General features: G+C 43.0%; 14 protein-coding genes. 5 read left to right on the top strand and 9 right to left on the bottom strand.

All coding sequences use genetic code 11. The features are described from left to right. The first annotated feature begins 2 nt into the window (after window positions 1-2). From HC965_RS12320 to HC965_RS12305, 4 genes are all read left to right on the top strand, one after another. Window positions 3-1,469: a hypothetical protein gene (locus tag HC965_RS12320; protein WP_191031734.1), complete on the top strand. Its 1,467-nt coding sequence runs from the start codon at window positions 3-5 to the stop codon at window positions 1,467-1,469. Between the two features lie 476 nt (window positions 1,470-1,945). Next, window positions 1,946-2,932 carry a Gfo/Idh/MocA family protein gene (locus tag HC965_RS12315; RefSeq protein ID WP_167964103.1) on the top strand — a complete coding sequence of 329 codons (987 nt, stop codon included), beginning with the start codon at window positions 1,946-1,948 and terminating at the stop codon, window positions 2,930-2,932. Between the two features lie 153 nt (window positions 2,933-3,085). After that, window positions 3,086-3,556, top strand: coding sequence for a nucleoside deaminase (locus HC965_RS12310; RefSeq protein WP_073348335.1), 471 nt, complete (start codon window positions 3,086-3,088; stop codon window positions 3,554-3,556). A 43-nt stretch (window positions 3,557-3,599) separates the two neighbouring features. Beyond that, the gene (locus tag HC965_RS12305) at window positions 3,600-4,403 is read left to right on the top strand and encodes a fimbrillin family protein (protein ID WP_191031733.1); all 804 of its coding nucleotides are present in this window, start codon (window positions 3,600-3,602) and stop codon (window positions 4,401-4,403) included. A 118-nt stretch (window positions 4,404-4,521) separates the two neighbouring features. On the opposite strand, the gene HC965_RS12300 is transcribed toward HC965_RS12305, so the two are convergent. From HC965_RS12300 to HC965_RS12285, 4 genes are all read right to left on the bottom strand, one after another. Then, a complete protein-coding gene (locus HC965_RS12300; protein WP_191031732.1) occupies window positions 4,522-6,171 on the bottom strand; it encodes an OmpP1/FadL family transporter in 1,650 nt (549 codons plus the stop codon). Between the two features lie 38 nt (window positions 6,172-6,209). Next, entirely contained in the window at window positions 6,210-7,550 is a 1,341-nt protein-coding gene (locus HC965_RS12295) for a hypothetical protein (RefSeq protein WP_191031731.1), read from the bottom strand. Between the two features lie 168 nt (window positions 7,551-7,718). Next, window positions 7,719-9,656 carry a hypothetical protein gene (locus tag HC965_RS12290; RefSeq protein ID WP_191031730.1) on the bottom strand — a complete coding sequence of 646 codons (1,938 nt, stop codon included), beginning with the start codon at window positions 9,654-9,656 and terminating at the stop codon, window positions 7,719-7,721. After that, the gene (locus HC965_RS12285) at window positions 9,653-11,284 is read right to left on the bottom strand and encodes a HAMP domain-containing sensor histidine kinase (RefSeq protein ID WP_191031729.1); all 1,632 of its coding nucleotides are present in this window, start codon (window positions 11,282-11,284) and stop codon (window positions 9,653-9,655) included. The genes HC965_RS12290 and HC965_RS12285 overlap by 4 nt, the downstream gene beginning before the upstream one ends. 141 nt (window positions 11,285-11,425) lie before the next feature. On the opposite strand from HC965_RS12285, the gene prmA reads away from it, so the two are divergent. After that, the gene (gene prmA / locus HC965_RS12280; protein ID WP_191031728.1) at window positions 11,426-12,274 is read left to right on the top strand and encodes a 50S ribosomal protein L11 methyltransferase; all 849 of its coding nucleotides are present in this window, start codon (window positions 11,426-11,428) and stop codon (window positions 12,272-12,274) included. A gap of 252 nt (window positions 12,275-12,526) precedes the next feature. Here the strand turns inward: prmA and HC965_RS12275 are convergent, their stop codons facing one another. From HC965_RS12275 to lpdA, 5 genes are all read right to left on the bottom strand, one after another. Beyond that, window positions 12,527-13,033, bottom strand: a complete 507-nt coding sequence (locus HC965_RS12275; RefSeq protein WP_191031727.1) for a flavodoxin — start codon at window positions 13,031-13,033, stop codon at window positions 12,527-12,529. 12 nt (window positions 13,034-13,045) lie between these two features. Continuing rightward, a complete protein-coding gene (locus tag HC965_RS12270) occupies window positions 13,046-15,079 on the bottom strand; it encodes a thiamine pyrophosphate-dependent enzyme (protein WP_191031726.1) in 2,034 nt (677 codons plus the stop codon). A gap of 37 nt (window positions 15,080-15,116) precedes the next feature. Continuing rightward, window positions 15,117-16,460, bottom strand: coding sequence for a dihydrolipoamide acetyltransferase family protein (locus tag HC965_RS12265; protein WP_191031725.1), 1,344 nt, complete (start codon window positions 16,458-16,460; stop codon window positions 15,117-15,119). 109 nt (window positions 16,461-16,569) lie between these two features. After that, window positions 16,570-17,292 (bottom strand): lipoate--protein ligase family protein, encoded by a 723-nt coding sequence (locus HC965_RS12260; RefSeq protein ID WP_191031724.1) that lies wholly within the window; start codon window positions 17,290-17,292, stop codon window positions 16,570-16,572. 19 nt (window positions 17,293-17,311) lie between these two features. Next, window positions 17,312-18,655: a dihydrolipoyl dehydrogenase gene (gene lpdA, locus HC965_RS12255; RefSeq protein WP_191031723.1), complete on the bottom strand. Its 1,344-nt coding sequence runs from the start codon at window positions 18,653-18,655 to the stop codon at window positions 17,312-17,314. Window positions 18,656-18,679: the final 24 nt, after the last annotated feature.

The following is an 18,679-nucleotide window of genomic DNA, read 5'->3' as shown; positions in this document are numbered from 1 at the left end:
ACATGAAAAAAAGAAATTATACATTAACCACCGCATTGACGGCAGCCCTGTGCTGCCTGATATGCCTGCTGAACGGATGTACCCGCGATAATGACATTGACATTCCGCAGACTTCTATCAACACGATGGGAGCAACCACCGTGCAACCGGGAGAGACAATCACTCTGACAGGTGCGAATATGCATCTCATCTCTAAAGTGTATTTCGGTGACGCTACTACGATTGATGTTAAAACACCGCAAGCAGAGCGTGACCATCAATCACTCACGGTTTATGTACCTACTGAAGTGTTCGAAGAGACAAAGGTCGTTCCTCTCGCTGTATTGTACAATTCTGTGCATCGTCTTGTCGTATGCGAGGAATTGACTGTTTATATCGCGCCTGTTATTCCTACAACTTCCACTACCCTATCGGGTGAAGTGAAACCGGGCAATATTATCACTATTACAGGAACAGACTTGGGTATTATCAAAGCTCTGCAAGCTAACGGAGAGTCGATTACGATTGATAATAAGAAGGCTACTGAAATAACTTTCAAAGCCCCGGAAGTAGATACGGATACCGAATTTACAATCACTCTTGTTTATGATAATTCATTGGGTAACGACCAAAAGCTGGTTGTACCGGGTAAGTTTACAGTCAAAGAAGTTGTTCCTAGTGGTAGCGTAACCAACGAAACGCAGGAAGTAGAAACCGGAAAAGACATCACGATTGAAGGAACAAATCTGAATGTTGTGAAAGCTGTTCGTCTGACAAAAGCGGGTGGCGTATCATCTGACATTACTATTACAAACCCTGAAGCAACCGGATTTACTTTTAAAGCTCCGGAAGTAGAAGAGGATACAGAATTTACCGTGACACTGGTTTATGGAAAAAGTGATAAAGAAAGTGCTTCTATCGGTACAGTGAAGGTAAAGAAAGCTACGGTGGTACTGTCTTATTATCATTGGGAGAATGTAACACTAGGAGCTCCGGCAACCGAATGTGCCCTTTTCGATGCTTCTACAGGACGTACTATTGCTCCTTGTGATTTATTCGACCATCAAGCAGATGTGGATTTTGCAATGGATGCTACTACTAGCGCAGCAGCGCGTTTACTAAATCCAGCCAATATAAACGATAATTTTATGAAGGCGCAAGTATGCGGTGAATCAACACTTTTCAGTGATGGCAAAGATTATTCAATCGTACGTACTTCTCTAAAGACTCAATTCAGGGTATTAAGTACAGGCAATACAGCGGAAAATGCTTTGATTCAGAAAGTATTGAATGGAGAAATCACAGATGTAAAAGAGGATATTGGTAGCATAAATCCTTCGGCAAGCGCCCCAACTGTTATCGAGAACAATATCCTGGTTTTCAAAAACACGAACAAAGATAAAATGGGTATCATATGGGTAAAGAGCGTTACTCTTGGAGAAAAAAAAGAGCTTAATACCATCACCATGGATGTCTATTACGAAAAATAAAACTCTCAAAGACTTGACTTTCGCTTCCGAATGTCGTATCTTTACAGAGTTAATGATAAAGTAGTTTCAATTAAACTACACGTAAAGGCGGGAACTGAAACTCCCGCCTTTCTTTTTTCTCAGAAGGAATAAATATCTTTTCATCCCGGCTTTTCATCTCACTTTCCTTCGGGCTTATCCTCCTTTAACCCTGGACTTATCATCCTTCAGCCCTGGGGTTATCATCATTTATCCCCGGACTTACCCCTATTCACCTTCCTTCTTATCCCAAATAGAGTGTGTATTCCCCTCAAACAGAGGCTCTGTTCCCCCGAAACGGAGCGTCTGTTCTACCAAAACAGAACATCTGTTTCAGTGAAATGCAACGTTCATTTTCCAAACTTCTCTTCTAAGTTAATAATCAATAAAGTTGCTCTTGACAAAAAATAGCTTTATCTTTGGGGTTTGTTTAAACAGGCACAATAGGTAATTATATTATGAGTGAAAAGATTATTAAATGGGGCTTCATCGGTTGCGGAGAAGTTACGAAAACAAAAAGTGGCCCTGCTTTCCAAAAAGTAGACCATTCGGAAGTCGTGGCAGTAATGAGCCGTGACGGTGCGAAAGCGAAAGCTTATGCCAAAGAGAGAGGTATCAAGAAATGGTATGATGACGCACAGGAGTTGATAGACGACCCGGAAGTAAATGCTATTTATATCGCTACTCCCCCTTCTTCACACGCCACTTATGCAATCATGTCCATGAAAGCAGGCAAGCCGGCCTATATCGAGAAGCCGATGGCCGTCACTTATGAAGAATGTACCCGCATCAACCGCATATCCAAAGAAACGGGTGTCCCCTGTTTCGTCGCATATTATCGCCGTTATCTACCTTATTTTCAGAAAGTAAAGGAACTTGTAGAGAACGGGACTATCGGCAACGTTATCAATGTACAGATTCGTTTTGCCCAGCCGCCGCGTGATTTGGATTATAATCGCGAGAATCTTCCCTGGCGTGTACAAGCGGATATTGCCGGAGGTGGTTACTTCTATGACCTCGCCCCGCATCAGATAGATTTATTGCAGGATATGTTTGGCTGTATCCTCGAAGCCAGCGGCTACAAGAGCAATCGTGGCGGACTCTATCCCGCCGAAGATACATTGAGCGCCTGCTTCCAATTCGACAACGGATTGGTAGGTAGCGGTTCCTGGTGCTTCGTCGCCCATGATTCCGCCCGCGAAGACCGTATAGAGATTATCGGTGACAAGGGAATGATTTGTTTCTCTGTCTTTACTTACGAGCCTATCGGACTGCATACCGAAAAGGGACGTGAAGAAATCTGCATCGGCAACCCTGAGCATGTGCAACAGCCGCTTATCCAAGCAGTAGTAGACCATTTACTAGGTAAGTCCGTTTGTTCCTGCGACGGTGAAAGCGCCACGTTGACCAACTGGGTGATGGATAAGATTTTAGGAAAGCTATAACCTTAATAAAAGCAAAAACGAACTACCTTTCTTTTTGGCTATTTACCAGCGGTGGTAAAAAATTAATAGAAACACTCCATTGTATATTGTTAGTTTTTTCTATCTTTGTAAAAGAAGAGATTAGAATAAAACTAACAATATATTTTTTGTGCTATGACAAAAGAAGAATTAATGCGGAAAGCAATCGAGCTTTCTAAGGAGAACATTGAAAATGGTGGTGGCCCTTTCGGCGCTGTGATTGCTACGAAAGAAGGGGAAATAGTTGCAACGGGTGTGAACCGTGTTACGGCATCCTGTGACCCTACTGCTCATGCTGAAGTGAGTGCCATACGTGCCGCGGCTGCGAAGCTCGGAACTTTCAATCTTAGCGGATATGAAATATATACTTCCTGCGAACCTTGTCCGATGTGTTTGGGTGCTATCTATTGGGCACGACTGGACAAGATGTATTATGGCAACAATAAGACGGATGCCAAAGAAATCGGTTTTGATGACTCTTTTATTTATGACGAACTGGAACTTAAACCTGAAAACAGAAAACTCCCCTCTGAAATCTTACTACACAATGAAGCCCTTACTGCCTTCAAAGCCTGGGCGGCCAAAGAAGACAAGATAGAATATTAAAGTAAACCTCTCACTATTATTAACCTATTAATTTACCCCTCACATGAAGAAAAACCTTCTCTTTTTTTTAGCGGCATCATGCCTGTTCAGTTGTCAGCAACAAGATGAACAACAAGAACCCAGCAAGAAAGCTTTCAGCTTTTCTGCTTCTATCGACAATGAAAGTATCACTGATGCTCTTACACGTAGTAGCAGCACTCTTTCGCTTCCTGCAAAAAGTAGTTTCTCGGATGGAGATATCATCTCAATGTCCGCTTCCGAACAGGATTATCTACCGTTTACCATAGGTATGGAGAATCCTGCCTGGGACGCGATAGATACGGATGCGGAAGCTGTTACTTTTTATGCTCATTATCCCGAATTGTCTGATGATGTTGCTACGCGTTCGTTCGGTAGCCGTTATCGTGGTATCACGGGTGGCAAAGAGTTTTTGTTCGGAATGGCACAAGCTGCCAAAGGTTCCTGGAACGTTGCTCTTAAATTCAAGCGAATGACGGTGCCCGTTATCCTGCTTGATGAGAAGAGACAACCGTATGAAGGTAGTGCAATCGTTAAGCTTTTCCTGAAGAATAAAGGTGTACAAGACCTGTTCAATGGTAAAATCGAAGCGGACAAGGATGCAAAACCTGAATACATCAACATCCGGAAAATATCGGAAGGTATCCTGACTAACTTGCTCCCGCAACGGATTAAGGCCGGCGAGACAATAGGAACGGTTATCGTAGATGATAAGGAGGAGCCTATTATCGTGGATGAGGATATCGAGTTAACTCCCGATACTCCTGTTGCCATCAGCCTTTACAGAGGTCGCGGTATTATTGACGAACGGACTCCATTGCGCAGATAAAACAAAAAATTAAAAGTGATACTAACAAAAATCCCCGGAACCGCTGTAGACACTCAGCATTCCTGGGATTTTTCACACACAAAAGTTATTATTGAAATTGAAAACTGTCTTTGTTAGATTAGAAGCGCAAACCTAGGGTTAATAGTACTTGGCTACGTGTATTGGTTACTTTCGTAGCTTGCGGAGTGACTGTCTCCCAAAATCCCGGCGCAGTCTCCAAGTCATTATAGAATGGATAGAACTTCTCTTTATACATAGAATATTGATAAGCTAAATCAGCATAAAAAGCCTTTCCACGATATCCAATTCCAAGTGTATAATTACTATGCGACTGAGAATTTGCAAAATCCGTATCCGTCAAAGTAGAGTTAACCGGTATCCACTTATAAGCATCATTTTCTTTGAAAGCAGTAGTACTGTAGTTATAACCTAAACGGAAAGCAAACTCAGGTATTACTTTATATTCGGCACCGACACGGAATGTATGCACTCCTTTCATAAAATTTTTAATTGTATTATTCTGATCTACCATTTCGTCTCCTTCAGGATACTTAAACTTCATAGATGAATAGTCTTCATATTCATACTCCGCTCCCAATGCTAAAGAAGTTCCAACTGTATAACCCAAACTTGCATTAAATCTCCACGGAGTAGACAGACGGAAATCCTGTTCTATTCTTCTTCCATCATTGGCATCAAAAGACTCCCTTGTTGTAGAAGCACCTTCAGCGGGCTTATCGTCACGTACATAAAATTCTTTATCACCATTCTGCACCTTTTTCAAGAAAACATCCGATGTCATACTCGCACCATTCTCATATGTCAAATTATAAAATGTAGGTGTATGTATCGCAAGCCCAATACGGAAAGGAGAAGACTCGAACGGACGGAAAATAGCACCAAACTTCACATCTACTCCCGAACCTTTAATCCGATTGTATGAAGCCAATTCGTAACCTTCACCATTTCCATAATCTTCATCATACAAAGTAGTTTTTTTATAGTTCACGTCATATGCACCAATCGTCAATCCTAAATAAACACGATCATTCACATTTAGTGCAACATTAAAGTCATACTGACTAATTCCACCTCTTTCGTTAGAATTGAAATAAGCTTCAACTTCATCCGGAACTACAGGATCATATCTATCATAACCATCCTCTCGTATTGCATTCGTCAAATAACCCTGATAGCCCATGATTCCTAGCCATCCAAGTCGATTGTTACCATAGGCATCAACACCATTGAAGTTATAATTATCTCTATCATACCATACAGCATCCGTAGCCTGTTGTCCCATCATATTAACTTGGGATACAAATATATCATCTACAGCTCCCATTAATCCGCCCATTGTCATGTTCTTATAGAAAGACTTGGTACGTTTATAGTTAAAGCCAAAGTTTACATAACGCAATGCTGTTTGATTTCCTATTTTGGAAGCAAACACAAAGCCAATGTTATCAAACGACCACTGATTCTTATCATTATTAAAAGTCTGCCCCAAGTATTTGCTCTCAGTACCATAAGCAGAATAACTGAAAGAAGTCATAATATCATTACTACGATAAATACCGATACCGGCAGGGTTTGTTCCCATTGTAGAGATATCACCTCCCAAAGCGCCCATCGCCCCGCCCATACCAACAAAACGGGCGGTTCCATTCAAATCTCGCTCTGCTAACTTCGCTGCATCATATATTGTCTGTGCACTGACACCTGCGACAAAACACAAGGCGCAAGCAACTGCGATTATCTTTTTCATAACGTTGTCTTATATTACAGAGTTAATATATAGTTTTATTATCTTCTTCCACTTCTACTGGATCCGCCACCTCCGCCACTTGAGCGTGAAGAACCACCACCACTTGAATAACTACCGCTGGAACGTGAGCTACTACTGTTACTTGGTGAATAGGTACTACGAGAAGAAGAAGAAGAAGAACGGCTGCCACTATCATATGAACGACTAGAACTGCTACTTCTAGTAGATGGGCTACTGGTTGAAGTTCCTCTATTGTAAGTAGAAGAAGATCTTCTTGTAGTTCCGTATGATGAAGACGACGATGATCTTGAAGTAGGCGAAGCACTACGACGAACGGAGCTTTCACGATTATTATTATAAGTTGAAGAGCTACGTGTACTACTTGGACGTGTGTAGTTACTACTTCTGCGAGTAGAAGAAGCATCACTACGAGTAGTTACGCCTGTGCGTCCAGTACTAACGCGAGTTGTTGCTTCACGTCTTGTTCCTACTGTTCTTCCGGTATAAGAACCTGAAGAACTACGGCGATCTGTACTTATTGCTGATCTACGGTCTGAATATGATCCACTTCTCCGTGAAGAAGAGAAATTATTGTAACCATAAGAACGACGATTCGTATAGGTATTACGTGCCCAATGGTTTCCACCACCGCCCCAGCCCCAGCTAGGACCACCATGCCAATGGTGATGATGTCCCCAATAGCCACCGCCGCCATACCAGCCACCCCAGTAGCCGCCGCCATACCAGCCGCTGCCCCAGTAACCCGGAGAATATCCCCAAGAATAGTAAGGACGATTCCATCCCCAACCAGAGTTCCAGCCCCAGCCGTAAGAACCATAACGCCAATCCCACCACATCGGGTTACTGAACGTCGGGAATGCGTAAGCATACATACCGTCGGTATATACGTTCCAGTCCCAGGAGTTCGGTCCGTAAACTACGTCCCAGTAGAGCGGGCTGCTGATACTGATTGCGAAACGCGGATTGCGGAAACGGATGATACGTTCAGCGTATTCATAGTCGTCTTGCGTACCATTAAATTCGCCGGTCACCCATTCTCCGTCCAAATCCGGATTAGATTTTTCTTTTATGTATAAGGTATCATTATCCATTACGAATTCATTTTCACGTGCATCGTAACGGCGGTTATATTCATCCACGTCCCGTGTTCTGCCCTTGCGGTCTTGAACCACAACTGTAGTCCCCGGTGATGTATAGATGTTTGTCACCTGCTTCTTCGGTTCCTTCTGAACTGGAGTTTCTTTTTTCTCCTGCTTGTCTTTGGAAGGTACGAAGTAAAGGTCGTCATCAACGCTTTGTGCCATCAAGCCTATCGGGAGGCACAAGGCAAATAGCAAGAAGTAAACAATCTTTTTCATATCATCTAGGTTTATATAATTACTTAAACTTATTCACGTTACAAAGATAAGGAAGAGATTTTTTGATGAGGGAAGATTTTCCCGAAAGGATAATAGGGAAATCCCTAAATTCGACACATTTATGAGAGAAAAAGACTACTTTATACTGCCCAAACAGTTCTATTTAACTTACTGTATCAAAGGTATAGTAAACTTCACATATGCCCGGTTTATTTCCCAGCTTCCTCCGAAGTGTTCCACCAACATACGGTTCATTTCATTCTGAATAACGATGCTCTGACCGGGATTGACAGAGACTAGAATGGAGTGATAAGCAGTAACTGTTATTTTGCCTTCCTCCGTATCCACTTCTACCAGTATGGAAAGTATTCTTTCGGGTTCGCCAATCGGAACGAATACAGTACGCATAAGTCGGTACAGCCAGTTTCCGTCATAGCGGACTGAATAGTTGACATCCGCTTTCAACTTAATATTTTTCTGCAATACATAATTTGCGGAAGCGGATGCGATGGCTTCTTCCAAATAAGAATTAAAAGAAAGTTCCTCTACCTGAAACTTCATCATTCCGGCTTCCAGGCGGGATAAATCCAATATATCGTTTATTAATTGGGATAGTTCGGTAGCAGTACCGGATATGATACCCGATGCCCGGTCACGCTGTTCTTTTGTGAACTCCTCGTTCGAAGCCAATGCCAAAGAGCAATCGACTACTTCAGTCAGTGGTTCACGTATTGCGTTATTCATATTGGAGATGAAGGCTTCCTTCACTTCATTCACTTTTTCCACTTCACGGGCTATTTGCCGCATTTTTTTCTCCGAGTGACGCAATTCCCTGTTGATGCGGTATTTAAGGATGAAGAAAATCAGCAATACTATGATGATGGCAGCTATCAACACTAATACGGAAACATTGATATAATAACGAAAACGCAGGGTTTGTAATTGAATCTTCTCTTCTGCATGGGTATCTTTTATGAAATCGACCTGTCTGCTATATATTGACACCAGGATGGAGTCATTAGCTGCTAAAGCTTTTTCATATAGTGGCAAGGCTTCCTCATATTTATTCATACTCGAAAGGATATCCGCCTTTTCAAGCAATGCATTATTATAATAGGAATATTCCACTTTCAGATAACCCGCTATCAGAGAATCGACACTGGCAATTGCCTTATTCCATTGTTCCGTGTTAGCGTAATAAGTTTTGTTCATCTCATAGTATCTCAATGTATTGACGAAGTATCTGCCGGAATAGTACTTGTCTGTCAACTGCTTATATCTCTTGACGTTCTGCAAATCATTTATTGCCAAATAATATTCAGCATAAGAGATATACAAATAAAAGAAATCCATTTGGAGCATTTGCTCCATGTGCGGTTGCCTGCGAAGTTCTTTCTGAATGATTCTATCCCGTTCCTGTATGCTTTTCAACAAAGACGGATAATCTTTCAATAGTTTATATACCGCTATCAAACTGTTGCTTATATCAGCAGAAAACACATAATCATCAAATTCAAGCGACTGGGCGTATGCTTTTTCCAACATCTCCGCAGCCGGTTTAACTCTGCCTGTCATGCGGTAGGCACGCGCAATGCTTTGATATGCCAGCACTATCCCCTTTTTATTTTTCAGCGCCTGTGCTTCATGTAGCATTTCCAGCGCTTCATTCTCCAATTCTTCGAAACTCTGATTCAAGACTAATAAGTCAATGGCACATTGCTTGCCCAAAAACATCAAATCGTAATATTTTTCCTTCCTGGCTAATGTAACGAGCTGGTCAAGCCACTTTTGAAGCTCATCCTGTTTGTTCTCATTGAAGCATATATAGATATGATATAGATAAGCGCGGCACTTATAAAAATTGTTCCGCTGGCTTTCCGCTTCCTTCAGTAATTCTTCGACATATTGTTTTCTAACTACGGGTTCGGGCTTCGATATATCTACCACTTCACATAACGTTTTCAGCCGGATGGTATCATGCCTGGACGATTCCAGTTGTTGCATCAATTCTTCTTTGGCATCATTATCTCCCGCATACAGAGATGTCAGGCTTCCCCCAAGCAGACAGCAGAGCAATAATACGATTTTACTTATGATTATCTTCATACTTCAGGTTCATTATTGTTCAACGGATGGGTAAATACAAATCTTGCTCCTGACGTATATTTCGGATCAATCCAAATTCGTCCTTTCAAATGTTCTACGATAAACTTGCAGAGAGCCAATCCGATGCCGCTGCCTTGAATACCTTCGTGCAACTTTTCGAAACGGGAGAATATGGCTAACTGCTTGTTTAAAGGGATACCGCATCCGGTATCTTCTACTGTGAAAACAGCTTGTTTATTTTCGGCATCCACATCGAGCAGAAGAGTGATAGTTCCACTAGAGGTAAATTTCGTCGCATTAATCAATAAATTAATAAGGACTTGTTGAAGGCGGATACTGTCTGTGTATAGTTCCAATTCATTCAACGGGGTTTGAAACAATATTTCCGCGGAAGTCCGTTTTACTCTTTCAACTGTTTCTATCGTGTTCCGGCATAACGCCACCACTTCATGTTTCTCTAATTTAAACGACATGCTACTCTCCTCTTGCTTCGACAATTCCATCACATCATTAATTAGTTTATGCAGTAACTGGGCGTTTTGCCTGATACTTTCTCCACACATTTGCCGTGTTTCATCATCAATAGAATCTCCCATAGAAGATAGTACTTCCGAGAATCCTACTATAGCATTCAATGGCGTACGGATTTCATGGGTCATATTCGAGAGGAACATACTCTTTGACAAGATAGCGCGTTTTGCTTTCTCGTTGGTTTCGGATAACTTCTCCCGCGACTTGTTCAGTTCCTTATTATTTCTTTTTATCACGACAACCAATGCACCTGCGATAATCAAAACCAAGAGAGAAAAGAAAATAATACGTAACAATAACTCGTCATGCGCTTCGGCATTCTCCAACTCCATCCGGTCGGCGATATAGGTTGAGCGAATGGAGTCCAGGGATTCTACGAAACGCTCCGTATTTAAGGATTGGTTCAACGTTTTCACTTTATTATAAAGTAGACAGGCGCCTTTCAGATCTCCCAGTGTATGCAATAAAGCTCCTTTTGACTGCAACGCATTTTTATATTCATACAGGTTTCCCCTTCTTTGGACAGTAACTATCAGAGAGTCATACAAAGGAATCGCTTTGGTATACTCTTCCATAAAAAGGTGGTAATTGATAGACAGTTCCAGGGATAATTCGGATAAGTGTTTACTATTCTTCTGCAAGTCCAATCCTTCCTTCCAGTATTTGGCAACTTGTTCTTTATCCTTCATCTTGATATATGCCAATGTGCGGTATGAGCAGATGTAATATTCAAAATCGTCCTTTTCTGTCTCGATTTGGGGAAGAAGGTTTTCTGCCTTATCCAAATATTCCATTGCTTTCTCTACCTTGTCCATTTTCAGATAAGTATGTATCTGCTGAATAGTCAGGCGAAGTTTCAGGAAAGCGTCATTACTGTTTTCCAGTTCCGTTTCGGCAGCTTCGAATGTTTCGGCAGCCAGCTCATAAATCCCCGTATGCATATAACTATCTCCGATAGCCTGCAATGATAAGGCTCTGCCTTCAGGAGATTTTAACTGCTTGGCTTTATCATTCACCCCATGTGCCTGGACACTCGTAAATAAATACGCAGCAAAAAATAATAAGACTAATATTCTTCGGTTTTGTTTATGCTTCATTTTCTAACAGAAGACAGCCATTAGCCATCTACGCGGCAAATATACAAAAAAAACAATAGTAACAGATACTTCGCCAAAATACTTCGTCAATAATTCGTTTTTTGAGTATCTTTGCGCATTATTCAGATAGACAGAAAAATTATGAAATACTTTGAGTTTACATTTCATACGCATCCTTGCACCGAAACGGTGAATGATGTATTGGCGGCAGTATTAGGCGAAGCCGGGTTCGAAAGTTTTGTTGAAAACGAGAAAGGGCTGACCGCATATATCCAGCAAACACTATGTGACGAAACTGTGATAAAAAATGCAATAGATGAATTTCCACTGCCTGATACGACAATCAGTTATACCTGTGTGGAAGCGGAAGACAAGGACTGGAACGAGGAATGGGAAAAGAATTTCTTCCAGCCGATTATCATTGGTGACCGTTGTGTGATTCACAGTACTTTCCATCAGGATGTACCTAAAGCGGAATATGATATTGTCATTAACCCGCAAATGGCTTTCGGAACGGGACATCACGAGACAACAAGCCTTATCATTGAGGAACTGCTGGATAGTGAGCTGAAAGATAAATCTCTGCTCGATATGGGTTGCGGCACTTCAATTCTCGCCATCCTTGCACGAATGAGAGGTGCGCGTCCGTGTACAGCTATCGACATTGACGAATGGTGCGTGCGAAACTCTATCGAAAACATTGAATTAAATCAGGTAGATGATATTGCCGTTTCCCAGGGAGATGCTTCATCCCTTACAGGGAAAGACCCGTTTGATGTTATTATTGCCAATATCAACCGGAATATTCTGTTGAATGATATGAAACACTATGTTGCCTGTATGCATCCGGGGTCTGAACTGTATATGAGCGGATTCTATGTAGATGACATTACGGTTATTCGTGAGGAAGCGGAAAAGAACGGATTGACTTATGTTCATTACAAAGAGAAGAATCGTTGGGCAGAGGTGAAGTTTGTTTATAAAGCCTGATAGCTCTTTATCTGGTCCACAAAGACATAACCGGCTTATCATTAGAACAAGCCTACAACTAGTCGTTAAGACTCAAAAGACGAGATGCTCATCTCGTACAATACCAGATGCTCATCCCGTCATGCTCCAGATGCTCATCCGGTAATGTACGAGATGAGCATCTGGTATATGGTATCCTTTAATGAAAAGGACGTTGTGTAACGGTCATTTAGACGTTAGGTCCCTATCAACCAAGTATTGGGAATAGGGATATTACTTGAACTCCTTCTTTACCTGTTCGCACCAGTCCTTGATTTTCTTTTTCGCCTGTTCCGACTGATTATCCAAGTCAATAACCAGCCCGCACCAATGGTCGCCGCGCAATGCTTTGGAACGTTCGAAGGTATATCCTTCGGAAGAAGTGAAACCTACCAAGGTAGCTCCATCCCCTTCGAAAACTTCCGCCAGCAGCCCGATACCATCCGCAAAGTTTTCGGGATAACGTATCTGGTCTCCCAAACCGAAGACAGCCACTTTCTTTCCGTTTAAATCCATTGTACGAAGTTCCGGCAACAGTTCGTCCCAATAGGTAGGAAGTTCGCCGTCAAACCAGGTGGAAGCGCCGACTATAAAACAATCATAAGCGGCAAAATCATTCTCCCAGGCTTGTTCTATGGGTACTACTTCTATCTTGTCTTCGCCAAACTCCTGCTGAATCTTCTCTGCTACCCAACTCGTCTTTTCAGCCTTCGTTGCATAAAATAAACCTATCTTTTTCATAATCTATACTATTTAATATTCTAATAATTTCCTGGCAGCTTCATAGATTTTAGCCTCATCAGGCAGGATTTCTTTTTCAAGAATCGTGTTAAAGCCGACAGGGGTAAATGTAGAACCTACACGTTGCACAGGTCCATCCAAATAACGGAACATCTCTTCACCAATCATTGCGGCAAGTTCCGCACCAAAGCCGGAGAATACTTTATCTTCATGGACAACCAACGCTTTACTCGTTTTCTTCACCGATTCGAAGATAGCTTCCTTGTCCAGCGGAATCAAAGAACGAATGTCGATGACTTCCACTTTCCAGCCGCCCTCTTTCTCCAATCGTTCCGCTGCTTGCAGACAGAAATGGGTGGTGTTACCATACGTGATAATACTCAAATCAGTTCCTTCCCGACGGATGCGTGCCTTACCGAAAGGTACTTCAAAGTCTTCGGGCACAACGGCAGCCGCTTCAACGGAGTTATACAATGCCTTCGGTTCCAGGAATAAAGTAAATCCTTTGGAGCGCATACTGGTACGAAGCAGTCCGGCTGCGTCATCCGCAAAAGAAGGACAAACAATACGTGCTCCCGGTAAAGTCGTCAAAGCGCCTTCTATATTTTGGGAATGATAAAGTCCGCCACCGATATAGCCACCGGAAGCCAGACGCAAAGTGATGTTCGGAGCAAACTTACCATTGCTGCGCCAATACTCATGCGTACATTCTACATATTGCTCGACGGCAGGCCAAAAGTAATCGGCAAACTCCGCTCCTTCTATTACTACATGAATTTTAGGGTCAAAGCGGCTCATTCCGTTGGCTGTACCTACGATATAATCTTCGGCTATCGGCGCACTGAATACACGGGAGTCACCAAACTCCTGCTGCATACCTTTCGTCACATTGAATACGCCGCCTTTTTCCTTATTCGCCACGTCCTGTCCCCAAATAAAAGTATCAGGATTGTGACGAAATTCGGATTTCAGTGTTTCGTTAATGGCGTTGACCATGAAGGTCTTTTCGCCTTCTGTCTCATGCGTACCGTCTTTGTACTTCTGCGGCTGATAAGGTTCGGGCATTACGAAATCGTAGATGCTTTTTGGGTCAGGTTCGGGAGCAGCCAAAGCCTTCCTGTTGGCAGCGGACAATTCTTTTTTGGCTGCCGCTTCTATTTGTTGCAGTTCTTCTTCAGTCAGACGATTATAGCGAAGCAGCATCCGGCGGAATTTCATCAAAGGGTCAGCTTCCTTTACGTATTCCAGTTCGTTTTCATCCCGGTAGAGGGTATGCTTGTCAGAATTGGAATGGGAACCGATGCGGACACAATTCGCCTGCACAATCACCGGATTACGGGTACTGATGGCATATTCGCGGGCTTCGGTCATGGCGTTCATCGAATCGAATACATCTTTGCCATTGCAATAGATGATTTTCAGGTTCTTGAAACCGGAGAAGTTTTCCGCTACCTTGCGGTTAGCTGTCTGTTCCGATTTGGGGACAGAGATGCCGTAACCGTTATCCTGAATGACAAAAATCACCGGAAGACGTTCGAGACTGGCACCGTTGATAGCTTCATAGACAAAGCCTTCGGAGGTAGCCGATTCTCCGTGAGAAGTGATAGCTACTCCTTTATGTCCGTAATAGACCATCGCTCTGGCTACGCCTGCCGCATGGAGGTCGTGTGTTCCCGTTGCGGAAGATATATTTTCGATGTGCCATTCCGGTTTCGCGAAATGGTTCGACATATGGCGTCCGCCGCTTCCGGGGTCTGTCGCTTTGGAAATACCGTTCAGAATAATCTCTTCAGGAGTCATTCCGGCGGAGAGTACGGTCAGCATATCCCGGTAGTAGGGAAACAGGAAGTCTTCTCCGAGAGTAAAGACTTGCCCGACGGCTAGTTGGATGCCATCATGCCCTGCGTAGGGTGCATGATAAGACCAACCTAAAGATTGCAACTGGTAAGATGGAGCCTTTTCGTCCAGGGCACGTCCCAATGCCATCAGATGATACCACTTCTTCAGGGTTTCGACATCTGTATTTTTTATATCATACTTTTTCATGGTTAATGAAGTTCTTAATGAATGAAACAATCAGTTATCAACCTTTCCAGTTTTCCAGGTAATCGGCTATAAAATGCAGGAAGTTACCTCCTAACATTCCGTCCACTACCCGATGGTCGTAAGACAGGGAAAGGTACATCTTATGACGGATAGCAATCGTATCGCCTTCAGGAGTTTCTATGACGGCAGGTTTCTTTTCGATATAGCCTACTCCCAAGATAGCTACTTGGGGCTGATTAATAATCGGCGTACCGAACAGGCTCTTGAATGTACCGAAGTTGGTAATCGTAAATGTACCGCCGTCAATGTCATCGGGCATTAGTTTGTTATCTCTCGCTTTCAGGGCCAGGGAATCAATGGCAACAGCCAGTCCGTTCAGGTTCAGACGGTCGGCATCATGCACCACAGGCACTATCAGATTTCCATCGTTCAAAGAAACGGCAATACCCACATTGATATGTTTCTTGAATAGAATATTATATCCGTCCACCGATACATTCACCTGCGGATAGGTTGCCAATGCTTTCGCTACGGCTTCCGTAATCACAGGCATATAAGTCAGCTTGACACCTTCGCGACGGAAGAAAGCGTCTTTGTTCTTTTCGCGCCAGCGCACCAAACGGGTGACATCTACTTCTACCACATTAGTGACATGCGGAGATACTTTCTTAGACATAACCATATGGTCGGCTATAATCCGGCGGACACGGTCCATCTCTTTCACTTCCACACCCGGCATAGTGACAGGAGCGGATGATTTAGACTCAACCGGAGCGGCCGGAGAAGATTTCGGGCTTGCCGGTGCGGAAGCAGCAGCAACCGATGGTTTGCTTGCAGCCGGAGCAGCAACGGGTGCTGACGGTTTGGAATCCCCACTGACTCCTCTTTTCTTCTTGTCGATATAATCTTTTATATCCTTCTTGCTCAATCGTCCTTCGTAGCCGGTTCCCAGTATGGAGTCCAGTTCTTCTTTCGGAATTTTCGCTTCTCTTGCGAGCTGAATCACAACCGGCGAATACCAACGTTCTTCCTCGGCAACAACCGGTTTGGCAACTTCTTGCTGAACCGGAGACTGGCTTGCAGGAACTTCTTCTTTTACGGTTTCTTCATGGGTAGTTTCCCCTTCGGCAGCGTCTTCGCCATCCAAATCAATAATGGCTACAACAATACCTACTGCAACGGTATCCCCTTCTTTATATAAAATCTCGACTACCTTTCCCGCTACCGGAGAAGGTATTTCGGCACTTACTTTAGCAGTATTTACTTCAAAAAGAACATCGTCTTCCTGAATCATATCACCCACTTTTACAGACCAAGAGACGATTGTCCCTTCGGTTATACTCTCGCCCAACTTGGGCATTTTTATTTCGAATCTTGACATAGACAGTAAATTTATTTATTCAACCTTGATATAATAGAACAATGGGCTGAAATAGAAAGTTTTATGTTAAGGTATTTTTAACCGGATGCTGATAAACATAACTTATATTTCAACGACTATATATCCACTCTCTCTGAACATACTTTTCTTTCCGAAGCTGATTGATAGCCACAATCTCTTCGCCACTGAATGAACTGACCCTTTGCGATTTGCTGAAATACCGAAAAGCATTTTCTTTAAAATCATCCACAGTTCCTACTGATAAGTGCTTACGAATATTGGTCACTTCACTCCGAACGGATGGAACGGCATATGCAGAGGATAAAGTTCCATCATCGACTAGCGGCTCCGGATTCAATACTTCATTGAGCACCGTAAGATTGGTATCATACAGCAAAGTGCAATGATACAGCACTCTGGCTTTATGTACACATTGTGCACTTCCTGATATTTTCATTCCATCCAGATAGATACCGAGTCGTTCATCCCCCTTTGCCATTACACCGATGGATGCCAAAAAGTCCAATGTCCGCTGAAGATAAGTGATAAACTCAGGCAGGCGCGGAGCCGTTTCGATAAAAGTCAGATTGACATTACCCATATCATGATACACCGTTCCGCCGCCCGAAAAGCGGCGGGCAATATGTATCTGTTCCTGTTCTGCCCATTCCGTATCCACTTCCGACCGCAGACGCTGATGTTTACCTATCACCACAGAGGGAGTATCCTGCCAAAGCATAAAAATATCGTCGTTCCCCTGCTTCAACAAATACTCTTCTGCTGCCAGGTGAAAATAAATATCAGTAAACGGACTATATATACATCGAATCATAGATTGGCCGGGATAAGAATTAAAACATAATCTCGTGATAAATCTCTCCAACCGTAGGATGCGGGAATACGGTCTTTTGAAATTCTTCCACCGTATATCCTCTCTGAATGGCGATGCCGGCTATCACAATGAGTTCCGATGCAGGATTTCCCAACATATGGCAACCGATGATTTTTCCTTCTTCATCCTGAATCAGTTTGCAAAGTCCGTTGCCCTGCTCATTCTCCGCTACAAATCGCCCTGAATAAGCCATTGGCAATTTGGAGACACGATAAGAAAGTCCCTGTTTTATCAGTTCTTCTTCGGTCTTTCCGACTCCTGCGACTTCTGGATTGGTATAGACTACACCCGGCACACAATCGTAATTCATATGGTCTTCGACTCCCAAAATGTGATTGATAGCAACTTCCGCTTCACGGATGGCGGTATGAGCCAATAAGGAATATCCCGTAATATCTCCGCAAGCATATACATGGGGATGGGAAGTCTGTAGATGTTCATCCACTTTCACTCCGTTGCGCAGGAGTTCGATGTTCAGTTTATCCAGTCCTACGCCGGATAGGTTTGCTTTACGGCCTACGCTAAGCAATATCTTTTCCGCTTCAATAGTAGACGTTTTTCCGTCTTTCTCTATCACGACTCCATTCGGTTTCACTTCCACCACTTTCGTATTCAGGTAGAAAATAACTCCGCGTTTAGCATATTCGGCACGGAGCATACCACTCGTTTCCTTATCCATTGCCCCTAGAATCTCGGGCATCATTTCCACTACATGCACTTTTACGCCCATGCTATTGAAGAAAGAAGCAAATTCCATCCCAATCACTCCGCCGCCAATGATAACCAGTGTTTTGGGGAGTTCCTTTATTTCCAATGCTTCTTTTGAAGTCCAGTAACTGACATCCGACAATCCCGGTATCGGGGGAATCACCGTATCAGAACCTGTACAGACCAGCAGATATTTGGCGAAGTAAGTCTCGCCGTCACAAGTGATGCGAATCAATCCGTCTTTCTCTCCTTCGATGAGGGCTTCTTTCTCTACGATTGTCACCCCATAAGAGTTTACAGTCATCTTCACACCTCCTGTCAGCATTTTCACCGTCTTATCTTTACGGCTCATGATTTTGGATAAATCGAAAGAAGGAGATTCGGCGGAAACGCCATATTTGGAAGCAGTCTTTATACTATCCAGTATTTTAGCAGAATATAACAAAGTTTTAGTAGGGATACATCCTTCGTTGAGACATACTCCACCTATTGCTTTTTTCTCGAAAAGAACGGCTTTCAATCCGTTTGCCCCTGCCCTTTCGGCGGCTGTATAACCGGCAGGGCCACCGCCAATAATAGCTATATCAAAGTTCATAATCGTATTTTTTTAAGTAATAAT

The organism is Bacteroides sp. GM023, from assembly GCF_014750685.1.
Classification (GTDB): domain Bacteria; phylum Bacteroidota; class Bacteroidia; order Bacteroidales; family Bacteroidaceae; genus Bacteroides.
The sequence above is the reverse complement of the archived record's forward strand: the minus strand, read 5'-3'. Positions and strand labels throughout refer to the sequence as shown.

Bases quoted from the DNA above. Each gene is read 5' to 3' on its own strand.
- lpdA (WP_191031723.1), bottom strand. From the start codon at position 18,655: ATGAACTTTGATATAGCTATTATTGGCGGTGGCCCTGCCGGTTATACA.
- HC965_RS12315 (WP_167964103.1), top strand. From the start codon at position 1,946: ATGAGTGAAAAGATTATTAAATGGGGCTTCATCGGTTGCGGAGAAGTT.
- HC965_RS12270 (WP_191031726.1), bottom strand. From the start codon at position 15,079: ATGAAAAAGTATGATATAAAAAATACAGATGTCGAAACCCTGAAGAAG.
- prmA (WP_191031728.1), top strand. From the start codon at position 11,426: ATGAAATACTTTGAGTTTACATTTCATACGCATCCTTGCACCGAAACG.
- HC965_RS12310 (WP_073348335.1), top strand. From the start codon at position 3,086: ATGACAAAAGAAGAATTAATGCGGAAAGCAATCGAGCTTTCTAAGGAG.
- HC965_RS12320 (WP_191031734.1), top strand. From the start codon at position 3: ATGAAAAAAAGAAATTATACATTAACCACCGCATTGACGGCAGCCCTG.
- HC965_RS12275 (WP_191031727.1), bottom strand. From the start codon at position 13,033: ATGAAAAAGATAGGTTTATTTTATGCAACGAAGGCTGAAAAGACGAGT.
- HC965_RS12290 (WP_191031730.1), bottom strand. From the start codon at position 9,656: ATGAAGATAATCATAAGTAAAATCGTATTATTGCTCTGCTGTCTGCTT.
- HC965_RS12265 (WP_191031725.1), bottom strand. From the start codon at position 16,460: ATGTCAAGATTCGAAATAAAAATGCCCAAGTTGGGCGAGAGTATAACC.
- HC965_RS12295 (WP_191031731.1), bottom strand. From the start codon at position 7,550: ATGAAAAAGATTGTTTACTTCTTGCTATTTGCCTTGTGCCTCCCGATA.
- HC965_RS12285 (WP_191031729.1), bottom strand. From the start codon at position 11,284: ATGAAGCATAAACAAAACCGAAGAATATTAGTCTTATTATTTTTTGCT.
- HC965_RS12305 (WP_191031733.1), top strand. From the start codon at position 3,600: ATGAAGAAAAACCTTCTCTTTTTTTTAGCGGCATCATGCCTGTTCAGT.
- HC965_RS12260 (WP_191031724.1), bottom strand. From the start codon at position 17,292: ATGATTCGATGTATATATAGTCCGTTTACTGATATTTATTTTCACCTG.
- HC965_RS12300 (WP_191031732.1), bottom strand. From the start codon at position 6,171: ATGAAAAAGATAATCGCAGTTGCTTGCGCCTTGTGTTTTGTCGCAGGT.